Origin of the sequence: Streptomyces sp. NPDC001832 (assembly GCF_040297265.1) — a bacterium.
Lineage (GTDB): Bacteria > Actinomycetota > Actinomycetes > Streptomycetales > Streptomycetaceae > Streptomyces.
This window is the reverse complement of record NZ_JBEOYU010000015.1, coordinates 5,342-27,851: the sequence shown is the minus strand read 5'-3', so window position 1 is coordinate 27,851 and position 22,510 is coordinate 5,342. Positions and strand designations below refer to the sequence as shown.

22 protein-coding genes and 1 tRNA gene are annotated in these 22,510 nt (G+C 67.4%); 15 read left to right on the top strand and 8 right to left on the bottom strand.

All coding sequences use genetic code 11. From position 1 onward, the window contains the following. The first annotated feature begins 111 nt into the window (after positions 1–111). From ABT115_RS14690 to ABT115_RS14665, 6 genes are all read left to right on the top strand, one after another. Positions 112–549 (top strand): DUF3052 domain-containing protein, encoded by a 438-nt coding sequence (locus ABT115_RS14690; RefSeq protein WP_351788647.1) that lies wholly within the window; start codon positions 112–114, stop codon positions 547–549. Positions 550–788: 239 nt separating this feature from the next. Next, the gene (locus tag ABT115_RS14685; protein WP_351788644.1) at positions 789–1,247 is read left to right on the top strand and encodes a peroxiredoxin; all 459 of its coding nucleotides are present in this window, start codon (positions 789–791) and stop codon (positions 1,245–1,247) included. Between the two features lie 148 nt (positions 1,248–1,395). Next, on the top strand, positions 1,396–1,971 hold the full coding sequence (locus tag ABT115_RS14680; RefSeq protein ID WP_351788641.1) for a TerD family protein: 576 nt from the start codon (positions 1,396–1,398) through the stop codon (positions 1,969–1,971). A 204-nt stretch (positions 1,972–2,175) separates the two neighbouring features. Beyond that, positions 2,176–2,751: a TerD family protein gene (locus ABT115_RS14675; RefSeq protein WP_351788639.1), complete on the top strand. Its 576-nt coding sequence runs from the start codon at positions 2,176–2,178 to the stop codon at positions 2,749–2,751. Positions 2,752–2,826: 75 nt separating this feature from the next. Next, positions 2,827–3,972: a DUF475 domain-containing protein gene (locus ABT115_RS14670; RefSeq protein ID WP_351788636.1), complete on the top strand. Its 1,146-nt coding sequence runs from the start codon at positions 2,827–2,829 to the stop codon at positions 3,970–3,972. Positions 3,973–4,112: 140 nt separating this feature from the next. Beyond that, positions 4,113–4,847: a TerD family protein gene (locus ABT115_RS14665; protein WP_351788633.1), complete on the top strand. Its 735-nt coding sequence runs from the start codon at positions 4,113–4,115 to the stop codon at positions 4,845–4,847. An 82-nt stretch (positions 4,848–4,929) separates the two neighbouring features. Here the strand turns inward: ABT115_RS14665 and ABT115_RS14660 are convergent, their stop codons facing one another. Further along, the gene (locus tag ABT115_RS14660) at positions 4,930–5,799 is read right to left on the bottom strand and encodes a TerD family protein (RefSeq protein ID WP_351788630.1); all 870 of its coding nucleotides are present in this window, start codon (positions 5,797–5,799) and stop codon (positions 4,930–4,932) included. 220 nt (positions 5,800–6,019) lie between these two features. Here ABT115_RS14660 and ABT115_RS14655 point away from each other — a divergent pair, with 220 nt between their 5' ends. The 4 genes from ABT115_RS14655 (at position 6,020) to ABT115_RS14640 (ending at position 11,570) form a co-directional block, all read left to right on the top strand. Further along, on the top strand, positions 6,020–7,183 hold the full coding sequence (locus ABT115_RS14655) for an HpcH/HpaI aldolase/citrate lyase family protein (RefSeq protein ID WP_351788628.1): 1,164 nt from the start codon (positions 6,020–6,022) through the stop codon (positions 7,181–7,183). A 64-nt stretch (positions 7,184–7,247) separates the two neighbouring features. Then, complete coding sequence (locus ABT115_RS14650) at positions 7,248–9,887, top strand: phosphoribosyltransferase (protein ID WP_351788626.1); 2,640 nt, start codon at positions 7,248–7,250, stop codon at positions 9,885–9,887. A gap of 14 nt (positions 9,888–9,901) precedes the next feature. Continuing rightward, positions 9,902–10,759 carry an HAD family hydrolase gene (locus tag ABT115_RS14645; RefSeq protein WP_351788976.1) on the top strand — a complete coding sequence of 286 codons (858 nt, stop codon included), beginning with the start codon at positions 9,902–9,904 and terminating at the stop codon, positions 10,757–10,759. 136 nt (positions 10,760–10,895) lie between these two features. Further along, on the top strand, positions 10,896–11,570 hold the full coding sequence (locus tag ABT115_RS14640) for an O-methyltransferase (protein WP_351788624.1): 675 nt from the start codon (positions 10,896–10,898) through the stop codon (positions 11,568–11,570). Between the two features lie 98 nt (positions 11,571–11,668). Here ABT115_RS14640 and ABT115_RS14635 read toward each other — a convergent pair whose 3' ends face one another. From ABT115_RS14635 to ABT115_RS14620, 4 genes are all read right to left on the bottom strand, one after another. Beyond that, positions 11,669–11,896 carry an FmdB family zinc ribbon protein gene (locus ABT115_RS14635; protein ID WP_114244342.1) on the bottom strand — a complete coding sequence of 76 codons (228 nt, stop codon included), beginning with the start codon at positions 11,894–11,896 and terminating at the stop codon, positions 11,669–11,671. A 75-nt stretch (positions 11,897–11,971) separates the two neighbouring features. Further along, positions 11,972–12,556, bottom strand: a complete 585-nt coding sequence (locus ABT115_RS14630; protein WP_351788622.1) for a DUF4383 domain-containing protein — start codon at positions 12,554–12,556, stop codon at positions 11,972–11,974. A gap of 143 nt (positions 12,557–12,699) precedes the next feature. Continuing rightward, positions 12,700–14,118 carry a coiled-coil domain-containing protein gene (locus tag ABT115_RS14625; RefSeq protein WP_351788619.1) on the bottom strand — a complete coding sequence of 473 codons (1,419 nt, stop codon included), beginning with the start codon at positions 14,116–14,118 and terminating at the stop codon, positions 12,700–12,702. A gap of 71 nt (positions 14,119–14,189) precedes the next feature. Then, on the bottom strand, positions 14,190–14,954 hold the full coding sequence (locus tag ABT115_RS14620) for a DUF4097 family beta strand repeat-containing protein (protein ID WP_502969090.1): 765 nt from the start codon (positions 14,952–14,954) through the stop codon (positions 14,190–14,192). A 237-nt stretch (positions 14,955–15,191) separates the two neighbouring features. On the opposite strand from ABT115_RS14620, the gene ABT115_RS14615 reads away from it, so the two are divergent. The 3 genes from ABT115_RS14615 to ABT115_RS14605 all read left to right on the top strand — a co-directional run bounded on the left by ABT115_RS14615 (position 15,192) and on the right by ABT115_RS14605 (position 17,335). Then, a tRNA-Val gene (locus ABT115_RS14615) sits at positions 15,192–15,266 on the top strand. Between the two features lie 441 nt (positions 15,267–15,707). Next, entirely contained in the window at positions 15,708–16,961 is a 1,254-nt protein-coding gene (locus tag ABT115_RS14610; RefSeq protein ID WP_351788617.1) for an IS256 family transposase, read from the top strand. A gap of 23 nt (positions 16,962–16,984) precedes the next feature. Next, a complete protein-coding gene (locus ABT115_RS14605) occupies positions 16,985–17,335 on the top strand; it encodes a hypothetical protein (protein ID WP_351788614.1) in 351 nt (116 codons plus the stop codon). A gap of 263 nt (positions 17,336–17,598) precedes the next feature. Here the strand turns inward: ABT115_RS14605 and ABT115_RS14600 are convergent, their stop codons facing one another. The 3 genes from ABT115_RS14600 to ABT115_RS14590 all read right to left on the bottom strand — a co-directional run bounded on the left by ABT115_RS14600 (position 17,599) and on the right by ABT115_RS14590 (position 19,213). Then, positions 17,599–18,087, bottom strand: a complete 489-nt coding sequence (locus tag ABT115_RS14600) for a hypothetical protein (RefSeq protein WP_351788612.1) — start codon at positions 18,085–18,087, stop codon at positions 17,599–17,601. A gap of 108 nt (positions 18,088–18,195) precedes the next feature. Continuing rightward, a complete protein-coding gene (locus ABT115_RS14595; RefSeq protein ID WP_351788610.1) occupies positions 18,196–18,654 on the bottom strand; it encodes a DUF6907 domain-containing protein in 459 nt (152 codons plus the stop codon). A gap of 325 nt (positions 18,655–18,979) precedes the next feature. Then, the gene (locus tag ABT115_RS14590) at positions 18,980–19,213 is read right to left on the bottom strand and encodes a hypothetical protein (RefSeq protein WP_351788608.1); all 234 of its coding nucleotides are present in this window, start codon (positions 19,211–19,213) and stop codon (positions 18,980–18,982) included. 749 nt (positions 19,214–19,962) lie between these two features. Between ABT115_RS14590 and ABT115_RS14585 the strand changes: the two genes are divergently transcribed. Further along, positions 19,963–20,484 carry a YcxB family protein gene (locus ABT115_RS14585; protein WP_351788605.1) on the top strand — a complete coding sequence of 174 codons (522 nt, stop codon included), beginning with the start codon at positions 19,963–19,965 and terminating at the stop codon, positions 20,482–20,484. Between the two features lie 792 nt (positions 20,485–21,276). Further along, positions 21,277–21,951 (top strand): AfsR/SARP family transcriptional regulator, encoded by a 675-nt coding sequence (locus ABT115_RS14580; RefSeq protein ID WP_351788602.1) that lies wholly within the window; start codon positions 21,277–21,279, stop codon positions 21,949–21,951. Positions 21,952–22,510 lie beyond the last annotated feature (559 nt).

Below are 22,510 nucleotides of genomic sequence, written 5' to 3'. Positions count from 1 at the left end.
TCTCGCACGCTGGGTACTTGCGCGATCCGCCGCTCCCGTGTGGACTACGGCCAAGCCCGCGCACGCGCGCGTGGCTGAAGCATTTTCCGAAACATGATCAGGAGGCAACCCGTGAGCGCGACCGCGGACCACGCGGAGGAGCGGACCAACCCGGCAGCACGCCTGGGGTTCGAGCCCGGACAGGTGGTCCAGGAGATCGGCTACGACGACGATGTCGAGCAGGAGCTCCGTGAGGGCATTGAGGCCACTATCGGCCAGGAACTCGTCGATGAGGACTACGACGACGTCGCAGACGTCGTCCTGCTGTGGTTCCGCGACGAGGACGGCGACCTTACGGACGCGCTGGTGGATGCCATTGGCCTGATCGAGGACGGCGGTACGGTCTGGCTGATGACGCCGAAGACCGGCCGTGAGGGATACGTCGAACCGAGCGACATCAACGAGGCCGCACAGACGGCCGGTCTCTCCCAGACCAAGAGCATCAATGCGGGCAAGGACTGGACGGGCAGCCGTCTGGTCACACCGAAGGCGGCCAAAGCCAGGCGCTGAACCGCATCCGCCACGCATCCGCCCTGAAGACCCCCGACGGCATGAGCCGCCGGGGGTCTTTCGTACGGCCGGGGCGCGGGGCGCCCCCGTGCGGGCTCTTCGTGGCCTGCTGCGGGGTCTGCGTAGGGTGGGAGCTACCCGGACGGACCAGCCCGGTGAACTTACGACCTCACCCACGATTGGGCGCTGCGAGGCCGCTGCCAATCGTGGGTGAGGTCGGTAGCGAAGGGACGCGTTTCATGGCGATCGAGGTCGGCACCCAGGCCCCGGACTTCGAGCTGAAGGACAACCACGGGCGGACCGTGAAGCTCTCCGACTTCCGCGGCGAGAAGAATGTCGTGCTGCTGTTCTACCCGTTCGCCTTCACCGGCGTCTGCACGAATGAGCTCTGCGCGCTCCGCGACGAGCTGCCGAAGTTCGTGAACGACGACACGCAGCTGCTCGCCGTCTCCAACGACTCCATCCACACCCTGCGCGTCTTCGCCGAGCAGGAAGGTCTCGAGTACCCGCTGGTCTCGGACTTCTGGCCGCACGGCGAGACCTCGCGTGCATACGGCGTCTTCGACGAGGAGAAGGGCTGCGCGGTGCGCGGCACCTTCATCATCGACAAGGAGGGCGTGGTGCGCTGGACCGTCGTCAACGCTCTGCCCGACGCGCGCGACCTCAACGACTACATCAAGGCGCTCGACACACTCTGATCCGGGACCGGTGGATCTGTGGGCGTCCCTGCCAAAAGCCTGCTATGGCCGGGAACCGGTCACTAGGATCCACTCGTTGAATCGGATGCCAACACAACGTGGAGGCGCCGGCGCCCGCCGGCCCCCAAGAAAACCAATGGGAGGACTCGTGGGAGTCAGCCTCAGCAAGGGCGGCAACGTCTCGCTGACCAAGGCCGCGCCCAACCTGACCGCGGTCATCGTCGGTCTGGGCTGGGACGCTCGTACCACCACCGGTGGTGACTTCGACCTCGACGCCAGCGCCCTGCTGACGAACGCCGAGGGCAAGGTCGGCAGCGACGGCAACTTCGTCTTCTTCAACAACCTCAAGAGCCCCGACGGCTCCGTCGAGCACACCGGTGACAACCTCACCGGTGAGGGCGAGGGTGACGACGAGGTCATCAAGGTGAACCTGGTCGGCGTTCCGGCCGATGTCGACAAGATCGTCTTCCCGGTCTCGATCTACGAGGCCGAGTCCCGCCAGCAGAGCTTCGGCCAGGTGCGCAACGCGTACATCCGCGTGGTCAACCAGGCCGACAACACCGAGCTGGCGCGCTACGACCTGAGCGAGGACGCCTCGACGGAGACCGCCATGGTCTTCGGCGAGCTGTACCGCAACGGGGCGGAGTGGAAGTTCCGCGCCATCGGTCAGGGTTACGCCTCGGGGCTGCGCGGCATCGCGCAGGACTTCGGCGTCAACGTCTGAGACCGAGAGCCCGACAGGCTCTGAGGAAAGGCGCGACCGGGCCGAGCCGCCGAGGCGCAGCCCGGGCCACGCCAGCATGTACCCGTCCGGCGCCGCACCCCCGTGCGGCGCCGGACGGGTACGACAGCCCGCTCCACGGTTCCAGCGGCTGCTGAACGGCTCAACGGCTCAAAAGACGGTTCATCGACTCGGGGAGGACACACCATGGGCGTCACGCTCGCCAAGGGAGGCAATGTCTCCCTCTCCAAGGCCGCACCCAACCTCACCCAGGTGCTGGTCGGGCTCGGCTGGGACGCACGATCCACCACGGGCGCCGACTTCGACCTCGACGCCAGCGCGCTGCTGTGCCAGTCGGGCCGGGTGCTCGGCGACGAATGGTTCGTGTTCTACAACAACCTCACGAGCCCCGACGGCTCCGTGGAGCACACCGGTGACAACCTCACGGGTGAGGGCGAGGGCGACGACGAGTCGGTCATCGTGAATCTCACGCAGGTGCCGGCGCACTGCGACAAGATCATTTTTCCGGTCTCGATCCATGAGGCGGACAATCGAGGGCAGACCTTCGGCCAGGTGAGCAACGCGTTCATCCGCGTGGTGAACCAGGCGGACGGTCAGGAACTCGCGCGTTACGACCTCAGCGAGGACGCCTCGACAGAAACCGCGATGATCTTCGGCGAACTCTATCGGCACAACGGCGAGTGGAAGTTCCGGGCAGTGGGACAGGGGTATGCGTCAGGACTGCGCGGGATCGCTTTAGACTTTGGGGTCAACGTTTCGTAAAGCCGCGCACGGCGCGGGGGAGCCCCTTACACACCCGGGGGAGACCCGTTACATACATACACGATGGGGTAGCCAGTGATCCTGAAAACCTTCGGCTGGTCGTTCGCGATTACCGCGCTCGGCCTGGTCGCAGCTCTGATCTACGGGGGGTGGGAAGCCTTCGGAGTAGTTGCGATCCTTTCCATCCTGGAGATCTCGCTGTCCTTCGACAATGCGGTGGTCAACGCCGGAATCCTGAAGAAGATGAATGCCTTCTGGCAGAAGATCTTCCTCACAATCGGTGTGCTCATCGCGGTCTTCGGTATGCGGCTGGTGTTCCCCGTCGTGATCGTGGCCATCACCGCCAAGATCGGCCCGATCGAAGCACTCGATCTTTCGTTCAACCAGCCCGAGCGCTACCAGCAACTGGTCACGGACGCCCACCCGGCGATTGCCGCCTTCGGTGGAATGTTCCTGCTGATGATCTTCCTCGACTTCATTTTCGAGGACCGTGACATCCAGTGGCTGCGCTGGATCGAGCGCCCGCTCGCCAAGCTCGGCAAGGTCGACATGCTCTCGGTCTGCATCGCGCTGATCGTGCTGCTGATCGCATCCATGACTGTTGCGACGAACGCGCACCAGCACGGCGGCGGCCACGCGGACAAGGCGGAGACCGTCCTGCTCGCCGGAGTCGCAGGTCTGATCACATACCTGATCGTCGGTGGTCTCTCCGGCTTCTTCGAGAACAAGCTGGAGGAAGAGGAGGAGCGGGAGCACGAGGCCGAGGAGGAGGCCAGGAAGAGCGGCAAGAAGATCTCCGCGGTCGCACTCTCCGGCAAGGCCGCGTTCTTCATGTTCCTCTACCTGGAAGTGCTCGACGCGTCCTTCTCGTTCGACGGTGTCATCGGCGCCTTCGCCATCACCAACGAGATCGTGCTGATGGCCCTCGGCCTCGGTATCGGCGCCATGTACGTCCGGTCGCTCACGGTCTACCTGGTCCGTCAGGGCACCCTCGACGACTACGTCTACCTGGAGCACGGCGCCCACTACGCCATCGGCGCACTGGCCGTCATCCTGCTCGTCACCATCCAGTACGAGATCCCCGAGCTCATCACCGGCGGCGTCGGCGTCGCGCTGATCGCCTGCTCCTTCTGGTCCTCGGTCCGGCGCAACAAGGCGCTGGAGGCCGCAAGCGGGGGCGACGACAAGAGTTCCAGGGCAGAAGTCCCGTCCGGGGTGTGACCGGGTAGGGATTGAGGAACGCTCTCAGCGGGGCGGTCCGTACGGCGACGGTCTCCGGGAACACCCGGACCCGGCCCTGCGGCCGCCCCGCAGTGATGTGTGCGGGGCCGGTGCATTACCGATACGTGTGGGGGTTGGGGATGGCGTTCTGGGACAGCCTGTGGCCGAGGCGGGAGGCGCACTTCGAGTCGGGCAACGCGTCGACCAGCTCCATCGTGCTCTCCAGGCGGCATGCCACGGTCTCGCTGACCAAGCAGGGTGCGACGACCGGCAATCTGCGGGTCAACCTCTCCTGGCGGATGCGTACATCCGACATCGAGGGCAGGTCGCGGCAGAGCGGCCGGCTGCTGCGCCCCATGCAGCTCTTCCAGCCCGATGAGGTGCAGGCGCACACCCAGGGCATGGTCAATGTCGACCTGGACCTGGGCTGCATGTACGAGCTGAAGGACGGCACCAAGGGCGTGGTCCAGCCGCTGGGCAACCTCATCGGCGACCTGAACGGGCCGCCGTACATCCGGCTCAGCGGGGACGACCGCTTCGGGGCACCGTCGGGCGAGACCGTCTACGTCAATCTCGACCAGCGCGACCAGATCAAGCGGCTGCTGTTCTTCGTCTACATCTACGACCAGACGCCGGCCTTCGACCGTACGCACGCCAAGGTGACGCTCTACCCGGGCAACGGACCGCGGATCGAGATCGAACTCGACGAGCGGGCCCCGCAGGCCCGCTCCTGCGCCGTGTTCACGGTGGAGAACGTCAAGGACGAGCTGATCGTGCGGCGCGAGGTGAAGTTCGTGTACGGGTTCCAGTCGGAGCTGGACCGGCTGTACGGCTGGGGATTGCAGTGGGGACGGGGCTACAAGTCCCGGACCTGAGCTGACGCCGGACGGGCCGCGGTTTCAGGGGACACCTCAGGGCCGTCCCGGGGCCGCGTCCCACGGCCGTCTCAGGGCCGTGTCAGGACCGTACGAACTGCGGTCCCTGCGGTGGCAGCATGAAATTCGGGTCGGGGGCGGGCGCCGCGGCCGCGGCAGGCTGCGGATAGCCGTAGGTGGGCTGGCCGACGGCAGGCTGCGGATACCCGTACGCGGGCTGCGGAGCCGGCTGCGCCACTGCGGGCTGCGGGTAGCCGTAGGCGGGCTGCTGGTGCTGGACCGTGGCCTGCAGGTCGGGGCCGGGGGCCGGCGCAGGTGGGAACGCGGGCGCCGCCACGGGGGAGGGTTCCGGCACGGGCGAGGGGGCCGGGTCGGGCGAGGGGGCCGGGTCGAGCTCCGCCGCGGCCTCCGCCTCGTCGACCGAGATGCCGAACGCGGTCGCCAGACCTACCAGACCGGTCGGATAGCCCTGTCCCACGGCTCGGAATTTCCAGCCATCGCCGCGCCGGTAGAGCTCGCCGCAGATGATCGCCGTCTCCTCGCCGGTCTCCGGCCGCACATCGAAGACGGCGAGCGGGTCCCCGTCCGCTGAGGCCGCGTCGTACAGCAGGACGCGAAGATCACGCACCTGGTCGAATGCGGCTTCGTCGGAGGACGCGGCGATGACCACCTGTTCGACCGAGGGGTCGAGCGTGTTGAGGTCGGCCTCGATGGTGTCCGTGAGCCCCTCGGGCACACTGCGCTTCGGCAGCCGTCGCACCAGACCGGAGGGGTGGCGGGGCTGGTTGTAGAAGACGAAGTCCGTGTCGGAGCGCACACGGCCACCGGCTCCGAGCAGCAGTGCCGAGGCGTCCACATCCGGAACTCCGGTGCCCGGGGTCCAGCGGAGCACGGCCCGTACGGTCATGGCGTCCAGAGGGACGTTCGAGCCCTTCACCATCGCGTGCGTCATGCCCGTCATCCTGCCTGCTGGCTGCCTGTGCGGACAATGCTGGGGTCGCACCGGATGTCTCGGCAGTGCGTCGGAACCACGTCGTCCGCGGTAGGCGCACCCGTCGGGAAATGGACGAGTTACCCGGAATTCACGCACGTAGGGAACTCTTGACACCCGTCCGTACGTACTATTACCGGCCATGCTTTGTCCAGACGATTAGGCAGTTCGGGGGAATCAAATGCGTCATTTCGGGCATATTGCGCCCGCTGCGAGAGAGGGTCTGTTCTTCCAGGAGCCGTGCGAATTCGGCGCGGACTCGTCGGCCCGCATGCTTTCGGCCGCCCTGGGAGCGACCCTGTACAGCCCTGCCACCAGGCCGAGGCTTGCTGACGACGTCATCAAGCAGGCCGGGCGCGGTGTCGTCTCGATGGTGCTGTGCCTGGAGGATTCGATCGACGACTCCGAGGTGGTCGGCGCCGAGGAGAACCTGGTCAGGCAGTTCGCCGAGCTCGACGCGCGCGGCGTCGAGGTGCCCCTGCTCTTCATCCGGGTCCGGGAACCGGGTCAGGTGACGGACCTGGTGAGCCGGCTCGGCCACACCGTCCGATTGTTGTCCGGTTTTGTACTTCCGAAGTTCACCGAAGAGCGTGGCGTGCCCTTCATGGAAGCGCTCACCAACGCCGAAAAGGCGTGTGGGCGGCGCCTGTTCGCGATGCCCGTTCTCGAATCGCCCGAGCTGCTGCATCTGGAGACCCGCAGGGAAGCACTCCGGGGAATCGCGCGCACCGTCAACAAGTACCGCGAGCGGGTGCTCGCACTGCGGCTCGGCGTCACCGACTTCTGCTCGGCCTACGGGCTCCGCAGGGCGCCCGACATGACGGCGTACGACGTACAGATCGTCGGCGCCGTCATAGCCGACGTGGTCAACGCGCTGGGCCGGGCGGACGGTACGGGCTTCACGATCAGCGGACCGGTGTGGGAATACTTCCGGCTCCAGGAGCGCATGTTCAAACCGCAGCTGCGCCGCAGCCCCTTCCTGGCGGGCCGGGCCGAGGGACTGCGTACGGCGCTGATCGAGCACGACCTGGACGGCCTGCTGCGCGAGATCGAGCTCGACCGGGCCAACGGTCTGCTCGGCAAGACCTGCATCCACCCGTCGCATGTCGCACCCGTGCATGCACTGTCCGTGGTCAGTCATGAGGAGTTCAGCGACGCACAGGACATCCTGCGGCCGGAACGCGGTGGCGGCGGCGTCATGCGCTCCGCGTACACGAACAAGATGAATGAAGTGAAGCCGCACCGCGCCTGGGCCGAGCGGACCCTGCAGCGGGCCGAGGTCTTCGGCGTGGCGAGGGAAGACATCGGCTTCGTGGAGCTGCTGGCCGCAGGCCTCGCGGAATGAACGGGCCTCGCGGAATGAACGGGCCTCGCGGAACGAGCGGGCCTCGTGGAACGAGCGTGGCTCGATGAGCGAGCGCGCGGCAAGGGAAGAGACGGCGAACGTGGTGTGGTCGGGGAGCTGGGTGGCGGAGCGACTGGGCGTCCAGCTTGTCGGCGACGGGAAACCCGACGGTGACAGGGAGCTGAGGGAGCTGCTGGGCATCGCCCTGCGCCGCAACCCCAAGCGGGCTCATCTGCTCGTGTCGAACGTGCTGGGCAAGCATGTGCCGCAGAAGCCTTCCGTGGTGTACGGCGTCGGATTCGAGCTCGGCCGCCGGGTGCGCGAACTCCTCGGTGACGCCGAGGCGCGCCGGGCGGTCGTGCTCGGTTACGCGGAAACGGCTACCGCTCTCGGCCACGCGGTTGCCGACGGGCTCGGCGTGGTGCCGTACCTCCATTCGACGCGCCGCCCCGTCGAGGGCGTGGAGCGAGCGGGCGGCTTCGAGGAGTCGCACTCACACGCCACCTCGCATCTGCTGCTTCCGGAGGACCCGAACCTGCTGGCGGGCGGGCGCGCCCCGGCGGACGCCGGGCGGGGTGGCCGTGCGGCTCCGGCCGACGTCCCTTCCGGTGCGCCGCTGGTGCTGGTGGACGACGAATTCTCCACGGGCAACACCGTGCTCAACACCATCCGCGCGCTGCATGAGCGATACCCGCGGAGCCGGTACGTCGTCGTCGCCCTGGTGGACATGCGGTCGCCGGCCGACCACGGACGGCTGACCGAGTTCGCCGCGGAGATCGGCGCGCGCGTCGACCTGGTGGCGAGGGGCTCTGGCACGGTCGCCCTCCCGGAGGGCGTCCTGGAGAAGGGCCAGGCACTGGTCGCCGCGCATGAGGAGGCCGTCTCCGCCACCGCGGAAGCGGCCAGCTCCGCCACCACGGAAGCAGCCGGCTCCGCCACTGCGGAAGCGGCTGCCGAGCCGAGGCGCCGACCGTGCACCCGGGTGGACCTCCAGTGGCCCGCCGGTGTGCCCGACGGCGGGCGGCACGGCTTCACCCCCGCCCACCGGGCCGCCCTTGAACCGGTCCTCCCGGCCATGGCCGCACGTATCGCCGCGTCACTGGGCGATGCCCGCCGCGTACTGATCCTCGGCTTCGAGGAGTTGATGTACGCCCCGCTGCGCCTGGGCACGGCCCTGGAGGCCCACACCGACGCCGAGGTGCGCTACTCGACGACCACGCGTTCCCCCGTCCTCGCCGTGGACGACCCCGGCTATGCGATACGCAGCCGACTGGTCTTCCCGGCCCACGACAACCCGGCCGACGGGCCCGGTGACCGGTACGCGTACAACGTCGCGGGCGCCGGTTTCGACGCCGTGGTCGTGACCGTCGACTCCACCGCCGACACCTGCGAACTCCACGCCCCTGACGGTCTGTTGGCACAGCTTGCCGCGCACACCGACCACGTCCTGCTCGCGGTCGTCCCGTCGTACGTCCCCTCCGGCATCCCGTCGGGCCTCCCCTCGTACGTCTCCGAACGGCAGGAACCCCCCATGCTGCCCGAGCCCCTCCGCGGCCCCGCCTTCTCCTCCTACGCACCCGACGAAGTCGGCTGGCTGCTCCAGGACCTCTCGGACACCGAACTGGAGGCGCCCACCGAGGAGCGCGAGGAGGCCATACAGAGCGGTGGCGCGCACTACGCCGAGTCGCTCCCCGTCGAATACCAGCCGTCCGCCCGGTACCAGAACCTGTTCAAGGCGGCGCTGGACCTGTCGGCCGCCCGCGTCGCCCGCGCCGTCGGCACCGTCACCGAGACGGTCCTCGCCGAGTTCCCCCACAGCCGAAAGCGTGGGGGAGCCCCCTCCCCTCGACCCGTACTGGTCTCGCTCGCCAGGGCGGGCACCCCCGTCGGCGTACTCATGCGCCGCTGGGCCCGGCACCGGCACGGGCTCGATCTGCCGCACTACGCCGTCTCCATCGTGCGGGGCCGCGGCATCGACGCCAACGCCCTGCGCTGGCTGGCCGCCCACCACGATCCGGCGGACGTCGTCTTCGTCGACGGCTGGACGGGCAAGGGGGCGATCACCCGTGAACTGTCCGCGGCGCTCGCCGGGTTCGACGGATTCAACCCCGAGATCGCGGTCCTGGCCGACCCGGGCGGCTGCGTCCGCACCTATGGCACCCGCGAGGACTTCCTCATTCCGTCCGCCTGCCTCAACTCCACCGTGTCCGGGCTGATTTCGCGTACCGTCCTGCGCTCCGACCTGGTCGGCCCCGACGATTTCCACGGCGCGAAGTTCTACCGGGAGCTTGCGGACACCGATGTGTCCGGCCACTTCCTCGACACCGTCTCCGCCCACTTCGACGAGGTCGTCGATGCCGTGGACGCCGAGGTCAAGGAGCTGCTCGCGGCTGACCGCGCGCCCACCTGGGAGGGCTGGGCCGCGGTGGAACGCATCAGCGAGGAGTACGGCATCCACGATGTGAACCTGGTCAAGCCGGGCGTCGGCGAGACGACCCGGGTACTGCTGCGCCGCGTCCCGTGGAAGATCCTCGCCAAGCGCGGCGCGGGAGCCGACCTCGAGCACATCCGTCTGCTGGCCGAGCAGCGAGGCGTACCGGTCGTGGAGGTCGATGAACTCCCGTACACCAGCGTCGGGTTGATCCACCCGAAGTACACCAGAGGTGCGACGGGCGCGGATGGCAAGGCGGTGGAGTCGAAGTGACCACCCCGGCCACCATGACCACCCCCACCACCCCCACCGCCCCGACCGCCCCCGTGACGCTGGTCGCCAGCGACCTCGACCGCACCCTGATCTACTCGACAGCGGCGCTCCAGCTCCCCATGCCGGACGCAGAGGCCCCCCGGCTGCTCTGCGTAGAGGTGTACGACCACAAGCCGCTCTCCTATCTGACCGAGACGGCCGCGGCACTGCTCGACGAACTCGCCCGTTCCACCGTCTTCGTCCCGACGACCACCCGTACCCGCGAGCAGTACGGGCGCATCCATCTCCCCGGTCCCGCACCGCGGTTCGCGATCTGCGCCAACGGGGGACACCTACTCGTCGACGGCGAATCCGACCCGGACTGGCAGAAGCAGGTGTCCCGCAGGCTCGCCGACGAATGCGCCTCGCTCGCCGAGGTCCGCGCCCATCTCCTGGCCGCGGCCGACCCCGCCTGGCTGCTCAAGGAACGGGTCGCCGAGGACCTCTTCGCCTATCTCGTCGTCGAACGCGCGCTGCTGCCCGAGGGCTGGGTCAAGGAACTGGGGGAGTGGGCGGAGCCCCGCGGCTGGACGGTCTCCCTCCAGGGCCGCAAAATCTACGCCGTGCCGGGCCCGCTCACCAAGAGCGCCGCCATGAACGAGGTCGCCCGACGCACCGGCGCCACGCTCATGCTCGCCGCCGGTGACAGCCTCCTCGACGCCGACCTGCTCCTCGCCGCCGACCGCGCCTGGCGCCCGGCCCACGGCGAACTCGCCGACACCGGCTGGAACGCCCCGCACATCGACGTGACGGCAGAGCACGGTGTGGCCGCGGGCGAGGCGATCCTGCGGCACTTCCTCCGGGCCTCGGGCCCGGAGCGCGGGGCATTCTGATACCGGATCACCGACTCGCGCCCGATGCGCGCGAAACCGGCCACGACAAGCGACTACAGTCACCGCGTTCCCGCCCGTCCCGCAGCATGCGGGGACGGGACGGCACGGGCTCGGCGGGACCAACGAGGAGCATGCGATGGCCAAGGGCAACGAAACCAAGATCACGGACGAGCTGTACGCGTACATGCTGGCGCACAATCCACCGCTCGACGCGGTGCAGCGCGAGCTCGTCGAGACCACGTACGCACGCCTGCCCGAGCACGCCGGCATGCAGTCCGCCGAGGAACAGGGACCGCTGCTCGCCTTCCTCGTCCGGCTGACTGGCGCCCGGCACATCGTGGAGGTCGGGACATTCACCGGCTTCTCCGCCCTGTCGATGGCACAGGCACTGCCCGCCGACGGGCGGCTGATCGCCTGCGACATCTCGGAGGAGTGGACCGCCTACGGCCGGGAGGCATGGCAGAAGGCCGGCGTCGCCGACCGGATCGAACTCCGCATCGCCCCCGCGCTCAACACGCTGCGGGCGATGCCGACCGAGCCGCACATCGACCTCGCCTATCTGGACGCGGACAAGGGCAACTACATCCCGTACTGGGAGGAATTGGTGCCCCGGATGCGGCCGGGCGGTCTCATCGTCACGGACAATGTGCTCTTCCACGGCGAGGTGACCGATCCGCAGGCGACCGGCGCAGCGGCGGCGATCAAGGAATTCAACGACCATGTGGGCGCCGATCCGCGGATGGACAGCGTGCTGCTCACCGTGTCGGACGGGCTGACGCTCTCCCGTAAGAGGCTGTCGAGTGACCTCTGACCTCTGACCTCTGATCGGGCGGCCCCGCCCTGGCACAGAGGCCATTCGACAGCCACTGAGCGGTAGGAGCCGCAGGCCGCGACTCCCGTTGCCCGATCTCAGCCGCAACAACCTCCGCCGCAGCAGCCGCCCCCGCCTCCACCGCCGGCCGACGGGGCGGCGGGCGCGGACTTGGCCGACGAGCCGCCCACGGCCACGGTGGAGAGAAGCTTCACGGTGTCGGCGTGCCCGGCGGGGCAGGAGGCCGGGTCCGAGGACTGAGCCATCGGGCGGCTCAGTTCGAACGTGTCTCCGCAGGAGCGGCAGCGGTACTCGTAACGAGGCATGGCCCCAGGCTATCCGGCGTCGCCCCAAGGGAGACAGACACGAAGGGCCCCGGGCGGTACGAGACGAAGCACGGGTTACGGGCGGCGGATGACCGGCATCGGCTTCGTCGTCGCCTTCCGGCCCATCCGCATCTCCCGCTCGGCCTCCTCGGGGTGACGCGCTCGCCAATACGGGTTCTCGTGGGGAAGGCCGCCGCTGACCCGCCCGTACATGCCGAAGACCATCAGCATCAGACCGACCACGAAGCTGAACAGTACGTTCTGGATGTGGAAGGCGAGGAAGTTGTAGGCGGATTCGAGCAGCGCGAGATTGATGAAGCCGCTGAGGATGAAGGCGATGCCCAGAATCATGTTGAGCGTCGAGGCGAAGTTGCCGCCGATCACCATCCCGATGAAGAGCAGCAGGCCGACGCAGATGGACAGGACGCTGAGGGCACCGTTCGTGTTGAGGCCCGCGACGGTGGCACCGCCGGTGCTGAAGAAGCCGATCTCGTGGATCAGCCCCAGGATTCCGAAGGTGAGCAGCACCAGCCCCATCAGCCCCGCCCCGACCCGGTAGACGCGGTTGAGCCGATGATCTACAGGCAGGTGCTTGTCGAGCTGGGTGGCCCTGCGTCGGCGGTTCTGTCGTCCGGCAGCGTGCGGTACATGGCTGGCCATGTCGGCCTCCTTCGCGCGTACTACCAGGATCCGCCCACGGGGATGCTGTTGCACATCAGAAGGGCCAAAGGGCCCGAACCCGGCGTATCGGAGTCCGGCACGTCAACCGGCACGTCAAAAGAGCCGTCGCCGTCCGCCGCACATCACCGGCCGGCCCCGCGCTCTTCACGGATCTCGGAGACCACCCGGGCAGCCGTCTGCCGTACCGCTTCGGTCTCGGTCAGAATGTGCCAGTAGTCGGGGTGGCGTCCCTCCAGACCGGCGATGGCGCGCTCCAGCCGGGCCACGGCATCGTCCAGCGGACGGGCGTGACGCGGTTCGGGCGTGTTGCGCCCGGCCATGGCCAGGCGCTGGGCGTCCCGGATCGCGAACCGGGTCCGTTGGATCTCCCGCTGCGGGTCCTCGGCCACGTCGTTCAGCCGGTGCAGCCGGTCGCCGGCCGCGGACACCGCCTCGTCCGCGGCGTTCAGCAGGGCGCGCACCGTGCTCAGCCGGGAGGTCGCATCGGCCCACCGCTGTTCGTCCCGCGCCTCGGCGGCTTCCTTCAGCTTCTCCTCGGCCTGCCGTACGTTGGCCACAGCCTGCTCCGGCACCGGCTGTAGGTCCTGCCAGCACGCCGCGGAGAACCGCCTCCGCAGCTCGCTCAGCACCGGCTCCACGGAGCCCGCTCGGGTCGTCAACGCCTGGGCGCGAGTACGCAGTGACACCAGCCGATGATCGATCTCGGCGGCCCGCGCGGGCAGCTGGGCCGCCTCGGCCCGTACCGCCTCGGCATCGCGCAGCACCCGATCGGCACGCTGCAGGGTCTCCGGAACACCGTGCCGGCCGGCGCCCTGGTTGAGCTTGGTCAGCTCGGGAGCGAGGGCCGCCAGCCGCGCGGCGAGGTCGTCCGCCCGCAGTCCGGACGCCCGCACCGCATCGAGAGCATTGCTCGCACCGAGGAGCGCCTGCCGGGCCCGTTCCACGGCGGGCGCGAGCCGGGCGAGCTGTGTCTCCGCGTTGCCCAGCAGCGGCCCGAGTCCCTGCGCGAACCGGTCCAGTTCGTCCTTGACCCGTACCAGTTCGTCCTTGGCCGTGCTCAGCTCGGTCCTGGCACGGGCCGCGACTGCAGGCTCCAGATCGTCCCGGTCCAGGTCATGGGCGTCGACTGCGGTGATGTACCTATGACTGGCTTCATCGATCCGCCGCCCGAGAGCAGCGAAGTCATCCATGGCCTTGCGCGCACCGGGCGAGCTGTCCACCGCGGTGATCGTCTCGATCGAGATCCGTAGATCGCGCTGAGCCGTGTCCAGTTCGTAGAAGGCGGCAGCAGCGGCGTCCTTCGCGGCCTGCGCATCGGCGCGCTGACTCTCCCCGCGCCCGCCGAACCAGCGCCTCGTACCGCCACCGGCGAACGAGGCCGGCAGCGCGGCGGCGAGCACCGGCACCGGCAGCAGCATCAGCACGAGAACGTCCCCGATGCCCCTGACCCCCCTGGCGCCCCTGACACCGACACCCCTGACACCCCTGACGGCGGAACTCCCACCCGCTCTCGCCTGCGGCCGCGCGTGTGTCGCCGTCACATCCCTCTCCCGTGCCGTTCCGCCCTGCCCGGTACATTCTCCCACCAGGTAGGGACGAACACACGGGCCGGTTAGTTCACGCTTCGGACCGTGACTTGGCCGTTGTCGCTCCGGGCCTTCACCATGTGGCTGCTGTCGTCGCTGCGCGGCGCGTCCACCGAGACGCGTCCGTTGTGGGCGACGGCGTCCACCGCATACCTCACGGAGCCGCCGGGCAGATCGATGGTGATCTCTCCGTTGTCGCTCATGGTGTCCACGCGATCCGGCACGGAGGCGAACCCCAGCCGGATCGCGCCGTTGCCGGACCGCGCCGATACGGAATTGGCCGAGATCCCTTCGGCGACGATGTCACCGTTGTCGCTCCCCAGCCTGAGCGGCCCGCTGGAGTCCCGGACGGTCATCTTTCCGTTGCCGGCGTGGAGTGTAAGGGGACCGTCGAAGCCGGATGCGACGACCTGCCCGTTGCCCCCTTTGACGACCACCGCCACCCCGCGCGGCACCTTCACCTGGTGCTGCGAGGCACAGTTACTGATCACCGCGCTGCACTTCACCTGAAGCGTGAGCGTGTCGTCCTGCATCTTCCACTTGGGATCGGGCCCGTCCCCGAGAACCACCCAGCCGTCGACACGACGAGTCACCTCGACTTTCCGTACATCGGCCGGTACGAGCTCCAGAGACGTCTGGCTGGAGTAGATGGTCAGCGTCTTCCCACTGAGTGCGAACGACTTTTGCTCGGCGGGTGCGTCGCCCGGATCCGTACTGCCGCAGCCGGTGAGGGCAAGACCGAGAAGCACGGCCCCACCGGACGCGAGGAGAGTGCGGGTACGGAGTGCCACGGTGATCTTTCCTCCAGGTAGTACGGCCGGCGGTCCCGACGGTCTGGGCCTCACCGTATGTACGCGGGCCCGCTCGGCTGAATCCGGACGGCTACCGTATGCGGGGTGGGGATATCCCCCGGACGACGCCGCGGCCGCCCGGGCCGCGACGTGGTCCCTGTCGCCTCGTTCACTGCCCGTCCGGGCAACCGTTTGTGACCACGGGCCGTAGTCCATGTACGCTGTTGCCTTATCCACGGGTGCGTAGCTCAGGGGTAGAGCGCTGCTCTTACAAAGCAGATGTCGGCGGTTCGAAACCGTCCGCGCCCACCAGTTTGACCAGCACAACAAGATAAGAAGTCCCAGGTCAGAGCGCATCCGACCTGGGCCTCTTTGCGTTTTGGTGCAGGTTGGCTACAGCTCTGCACACTCTGACTGCACCATCAGTGCTACGCCCCGTCTCCTAAGGATCCCCTAAACGATCTTGGATAGGTGCAGGTCAGAGAACGGAATCCAGGAATACGGAAGCGGCCCGACCCCTAAGCTAACTAAGCCAAGGGGATCGGGCCGCTTCTGCGTGCCGACCACGGACCTGGTGGCCGCCGCCGACCATCTGATCGCGCTGAAGGCCAAGCGCCTCGCCGCCAGTTGCGCGAGCAATGCTCAGTACTTGTGGATCACTCCTGACGGAAGGGAGGCGTACCTTCCCGATGGATCGATTGATAGGTCATCGAGCAAGGCCGACGTTGCCGCGTCGGTCGGGAGGGCACGCCCGTGCTTGCGGTAGTCAACGAGGACGGCACCACGCCAAGCGGCAGTTCGCTGCTGGATGAGATCGTCCGGGAAGGCGCGCGGCGGATGCTGGCCGCGGCACTGGAGGCCGAAGTCAATGCCTACATAGCCGAGTTGGCCGATGAGCGCGGCGACAGGGGGCACCGCCTGGTGGTCCGCAACGGCTATCACCAGCCGCGGCAGGTCACCACAGCGGCCGGCGTGGTCGAGGTGAAGGTGCCGCGGGTGAATGACAAGCGCGTCGACGAGGCCACGGGCGAGCGCAAGCGGTTCTCGTCTGCGATCCTGCCACCGTGGTGCCGCAAGTCGCCGAAAATCAGTGAGGTGCTGCCCCTGCTCTACCTGCATGGCCTGTCCTCCGGCGACTTCGTGCCTGCCCTGGAGCAGTTCCTCGGCTCCTCCGCCGGGCTTTCCCCGGCCACGGTCACCCGGCTCACGCAGCAGTGGCAGGCCGACCACGCCGCCTTCATGGACCGCGAACTCGCGGAGGTCGACTACGTGTACGTGTGGGCCGACGGCATCCACCTCAACGTCCGCCTGGAAGAGGCCAAAGCCTGTGTCCTGGTGCTCATCGGGGTCCGTGCCGACGGCTCCAAGGAACTTGTCGCCCTCAAGGACGGCTACCGCGAGTCGGGTGAATCGTGGGCTGACCTGCTGCGTGACTGCTCCCGCCGGGGCATGCGCGCCCCGGTCCTGGCGGTCGGCGACGGCGCCCTGGGCTTTTGGAAGGCGCTGGCCGAGGTGTTCCCCGACACCCGTGAGCAGAGGTGCTGGGTTCACAAAACAGCCAATGTCCTGGACTCCATGCCGAAGTCCGCGCAGCCCGGCGCCAAGAAGGCGATCCAGGACATCTACAACGCCGAGGACCGCGACCACGCCGAGGCGGCGATCACCACGTTCGCCAAGCTCTACGGCGCGAAGTTCCCCAAGGCGGTCAAGAAGATCACCGATGACCGGGACCAGCTGCTGGCGTTCTACGACTTCCCGGCCGAGCACTGGATCCACCTGCGGACCACGAACCCCATCGAGTCGACCTTCTCCACCGTCCGGCTGCGAACCAAGGTCACCCGCGGCGCCGGCTCCCGCACCGCGGCCCTGGCCATGGTCTTCAAACTCGTCGAGTCCGCCCAGCAACGGTGGCGGGCCGTGAACGCGCCCCACCTCGTCGCCCTCGTCCGCGCCGGAGCCCGCTTCGAACGCGGCCACCTCATCGAACGCTCGGCGCGGGCGGCATGACTCGGAAAGGAAGCGTGTCCGCGATGGCATCACACAGCCGACAGGTCCTGCTCGACCTCGTCCGGTGGAACGGCCGGATCAACGACCTGATCGCAGCGGCCCGCATGATCCCGGAGGGTGAGCTTCCCGCAGTGGTGCTGGACCGCGCGAGTGCCCAGGCCGCTCTGCGCAAGGTGCTCGCCGGAGAAGCATTTCCCGGCGACCTCACTGCGTGGACCGAGGAACTGCACATGCGCGAAGACATCGACATCGAGCCGGGACATGAAGACCTGCTGACCCAGTTCCTCTTCGAGATGTCGACACCCGAACTCTTCGAGCCGATCACCCACGAACTTTGCAGCCGGTGGCTCGACGAACTACGCGCAACCGCATAGCCGCCCACCAGTCGACCATCCACAGGTGTTGACAATTACTCCAGTTGTGCCGAACTTCAGCTGGTGGTGTCGGTCGGTTGAGGGAGACGGCGCTGGATTAGTACGCATCTCATCCCAGGCTTTACGGGTGTTGCCAGCCGCTTGCTTTCCGAGCTCACGCCATCCATCGACCGCATCCTTGGTCGCGTACTTGACGTCAAACTCGTCGCGACCAGGCGGAGGCGCGACCGAGTCCCCCTCTTTGGCGTCACTCGGCAGGTACCTCACTCAGCGTCGACGGCCGGCGGCTCCACAGGTCCAAAGTCACCCTCCAAAGGCTCAAGCAGCTTCGCGCGAAGCTCGGGGTCGGAGTAGATCTCCGCCGTAGATTTCCACGAAGCAATGACGGGAGCCAGAGGGGTGACGGTTCCCAGGTCCGAGGCGGCACGCGCCGTGTCCATGAACTCGACCAGGAACTCTCGCACGGCCCTATCGGGCAGGAAGCGCACCCAGGGGAACGCCTCAGGGAAGACCCTGGTCAGCATGTCCACCGCCTTGGGGTCGATCTTCATGAGTGCCACAAACATGCGCGTCGTCGAGTCAACGACTTCCGTGGCCTCGGCAGCGCGAGCCGCCGTGGTCAGGTACAAGTCTTCGTCGTCCCTGCGGTGCAGGGTGATGCCCTTCCGGGGGGTGCCCTGCATGCGGGCGACAGTGTCCTTCGGCTTCTGGATCAGCTCCGAGAAGTTCGCTTCTACAGGGATCGCTGTCATAAGTTAGAAGCTACTTCAAAGGTCGCTTTCTGTCCACAGGTGAACGCTTCGCGGGGGAGCGCTTCAAGCCTTGCTGTAGCCCAAGGCTGGGGGCTTCTCTGCGCAGGCTCAGCGGTACTCGGCGCGCGCCTTCACCAGCTGCGCGTGGACAGTCCGCAACTGGTCGACCCGCTCGGCTAGCGTGCCGATCACCGTCTCCAGCCCATCCGGGTCCAGGCCCTCGATCCACGAGTCCTGCATGACCTCGATAGAAACGTGCGGAAGTCGGTACGCGATCGTCGTCGAGAACGGCATAACGTTCAGCGTCGAACTGAGGACCCGCACGAACTCCGGGGCGTCCACCTCGGCGCTGTGATCCGCGGTGCAGCTCAGCATGCACGTCACCTGCTCCGGCTGGCCCGTCAGGCGGTTCACGAAGCAGCGTGCCTTCGCGCGGCCAGTCACGACTCCGGCATCTACGGAGCGGATCTGTTCAACTCCCAAGTCAAGCCCAAAAGTTGTGACCAGATGTCCGATCGTTTCGACTGGGTCGGCTTTGGTCCGGTCGGGGTGTCCGGGTGTGGTCACGGCCGCTCGACACCGCGGATGCGGGCCCGCTTGGGCCGTAGAGCACCGACACCGACACCGGTCTCGGCGCCAACCACCCCCTTCGTACGTGTAGTTGCTCCAGCGCCGAGGTCGTTGAGATGTGCCGACGGGGCGACCGCTCGGTCGCCCCGTCGGGACTTCGATCTTCGGCGACACCCGAGCTCGAAGCCCAGACCGGTGATGCACCGACCGCATCTCACGCGGCATCCAGCGCATCACCGGCCAACTCCTCACCGGTTCACTCATCGCCTCCGACCTAGACGGAGCGTCGGAACCGACACCGGTAATCGAGGACCTGCTAGTCCTAGCAGAATTGGGCTATCGCTGCGTTCGAGCCTGCGGTGAAGCCCTTCTGATAGTTGGGGTCCAGGGGGACCAGGCCCTGCAGGCCCTGCTGCAGCGCCATCCCGCAGAGCTTCTTGCCGGAGGTGAAGCCGTCCTGGAAGCCCTTGTTGAACTGGTCCTGAGCGTCCTTCTGTTCAGCCTGCCCGATCGTGCCGCATGTGAGGGCCGGTCCGCCCTCCTCCTGCAGGGTCACGGGTCCGCTCCCGGCCGACGTCGAAAGGGGGCTCTGGAGCCCTCCGTCAGCCCCAGCCCGCAGGGCGATTGCAAAGGCGCCCAGCCGGGCCGTCACGGCCGCCCCCGGTGTGAGCCCCCGCCCGACGATGTTGAACCCGCCGTCAGGCATTTGCGTCACGTGGCATGAGGCCGAAGGCGCGACCGCCTGGGCGGAAGCAGCCGAGAAGGGCACCGAAACGAGTGCCAATGAGGACACCGCCAGGGGTGCCAACACAGCGAGGCGAATACGTCCGTTCATTGTTCTACCTTCCCTTCGGGACAGGTACGGAACCAGATGCATGGCCTAGAGGGCACGAACGTGCGGGAGAGGCGCGAATGATGATGCGGTTCCACGACCGATCGGCGTGGTCTCGCCGCCCGGAGCCGTGAGGCCCAAAGAGCCCCGCGCGGCCCTGCACAGCACATGGGCCCCGTATCCGATGACGGCCACCGCCCCACCAGAGGGTGGGCTAGCGGTTCTCGTACATGTTCTCGCGGTCATGCCCGTCTGTCGACTCGAGGCGAACCAGGAAGAAAATCAGGAGGAAGAAGACCGCCGCATGTGCCTTGTTCCTTGCCGTTTGAGCGCCGTTTTGAGCCGGGGTGCTGCGACGACTACTAGAACCTGAGCATGGTCCGGGGTTTTGACATCAGCTTCTGACATCGTCCCTGCTAGCCGCCAAGTGCCCCACTCCTCTCCAAAATCCAGGGGCCGCTAGGGTTCTGCCCATGGTTCAGCAGGGGCGGGACACGGCGCACAGTACGGACGTGGTCGAGTTGGTCTATCGGCCGACTCGCGGCGACATTCTGGCGGGCATCCGGGTGCGCGACCGGATCAGGAAGCTGGCTCTGCTGCGGGGTGCAGTGGTCGCGTTGTTCGCGCTGTTCGGCCTGCGGCTGATCGTGACCGGAGCCGGACTCGGCCAGATCCTGCTGCAGTGGCTGGTCGTCCTTCTCGTGTGGTCGATTCCGCATATCCAAGCCAACCATGTGCTGCGCACCATCCGGTGGCACGGCGAGCACCGCACGACGGTGACCGAGGACGGTATCTCCGTCACTACCGACCACTGCACGCTCACTCAGCGCTGGTCGCTGTTCCGCGGCTACCGGGACACCCGCGATCACTTGGTCCTGCTCAGTCGGGACCCGAGCATTCTGTGCCTCGAAGTGTTGCCCAAGAGCGGTCTGCGGGCCCCGGAGGACGCCATCCGTCTCCAGGCGCTCCTTGACCGCCATCTCAACCGGGCCTGAATCAACGACGGCGGAGCACAGGACACGTGTGGACGGCGGGAGGGGCCTTCCGGAGATCATTCGGAGGCTCATGGTCGCGTTGCGGTGACGGTGCCTGGTGATGATGGGGGCATGGCCGCATCCCGTACCGGCGTTCTGACCACCAGAGCCTGGATCGAAGAGGACTCCGCGCATCCGCTGCACCACCGACGTCGCTGCGGGCGCCGAACGCAGCGTGGACCCGGGTCGATGCCACAGGCGGTCCGCGCTGGATGGCTGCATGAGGACGCCCGACCGCGACCCGCGTCAAGTGTCAACGGCCACTCTGTCTCCCCCCGGGGATGGAGGGGGACCTTTTCCGACCGCGGTCACATGCCTCCCCACTGTTGGTGGGTGGGCAGCCCAAAAAGATCACCCGCTGACCGCTCGTGGCCTGATTGAGCTGAAAGGAATCACCCTGAGTGACCACAGCGTGATCGTGGCGGAGGAGCCGGCCGACGAAGTCAGAGCACATGTGCAATGTCCACAGGGGCTCGGAGGCCGCCGGAGAGCACCATTCCTCGGCCCCAATTGGGATAATTCGACAACTCTAGGCCGGTAGAGCAGCATAGCTTTGTTGGAGGTGTACAGATCGCGGGCACCTTAGTAATGGCGGCGCGGCCGGTCGGCGGGCGCCGGATAGACCGACCGCTACGCGATCTCAAAGCCATGAGCTCATACGATCTCGCATTCTCCCCGTCACCCGTCAGGCACCGGACGTCCGTGAGCATCGCTCTTCTCGGCGGTTTCGACCTCATAGTCGGCAATGAACCGGTGACCGTCCCAGTCGGCTCGAAGCGACTCCTGGCGTTTATCGCACTCAACTACCGGGCTGCTGTCCCCCGGGCTCTGGTCGCCGGGAGTCTTTGGCCCGAAGCATCCGAGCAAGGTGCGAACACGAACCTGCGGTCGGCATTGTCACGCCTGCAGGGCCTCGGGAGGCAGGCACTGAATATCTGCCCCGCCGAGGTGCGCCTCGCGCCGGAGGCCGAAGTCGACCTGCACCGCGCCCGGTCGTTGGCCCAGCACATACTCGATCCCCGTGTCCCGGCCGAGGAGCTCGATCTCAACGCGGCAACCGTCGACCAGCTCTCTGCCGATTTGTTGCCCGGCTGGTACGACGAGTGGATGTTGCCGGAGGCGGAGCAATGGCGGCAGCTTCGACTCCACGCCCTTGAGGCACTGACGGGAAATTTCATAGACACGAAGGAGTTCGCCGGAGCGGTGTCCGCAGCCCATGCGGCCGTCCAGGCGGATCCGCTTCGGGAGAGCAGCCAGGCTTTGCTAATCCGCGCTCACCTCGCCGAAGGCAATCGGTCCGAGGCGCTGTACGGCTTCGAACGCTACGAGCAGCACCTCCACGACGAGCTGGGACTCCGGCCCACACCGCGGCTGCGCCGGCTCGTGTCCGAACTTCGGCGGTCGCGTGCCGGTAACGGTTCCCTGTAGCTGTGACTTGCGGGGCATTGCTTGCCGTTGAAACTACGTCAACACACAGTCGATGCAGCCGTTCGGCGTGACGTTCTCCAAGGAATTCCAGCTGCGGGACAACGGCGAGTACTGGGTCGATCCTGACTGGCCACTGTGCCGTGCAACTCCCGATGACCTGACCAACCTGGTCAGGAAACGGGGCGGGGGCACCCGGCATCCGCAGGGTGCCCCCGCCCCTTCTCCATGTCCGTCGAAGACGGACTGGGAGTCCTCTCCCTGCGGATTTGGTGACGCTGCTGCTGAGCGTGCAACGGAACAGTCGACGCGTCGGATGTATTCTTCGCCAGCGCACGGCGAACCCGCCACTGGGCAGTGGCGGGTTCGCGTTTGAGGCTGCTCGGCGGGTTTGTCGTGGTCAGCCCGCGACCGGGGTCACGCCTGTGCGCCTTGCTGGAGGACGTTGCCGCTTTCCGGGCCGGTTTGTGCGCCTTGCTGGAGGACGTTGCCGCTTTCCGGGCCGGTTTGTGCGCCTTGCTGGAGGACGTTGCCGCTTTCCGGGCCGGTTTGTGCGCCTTGC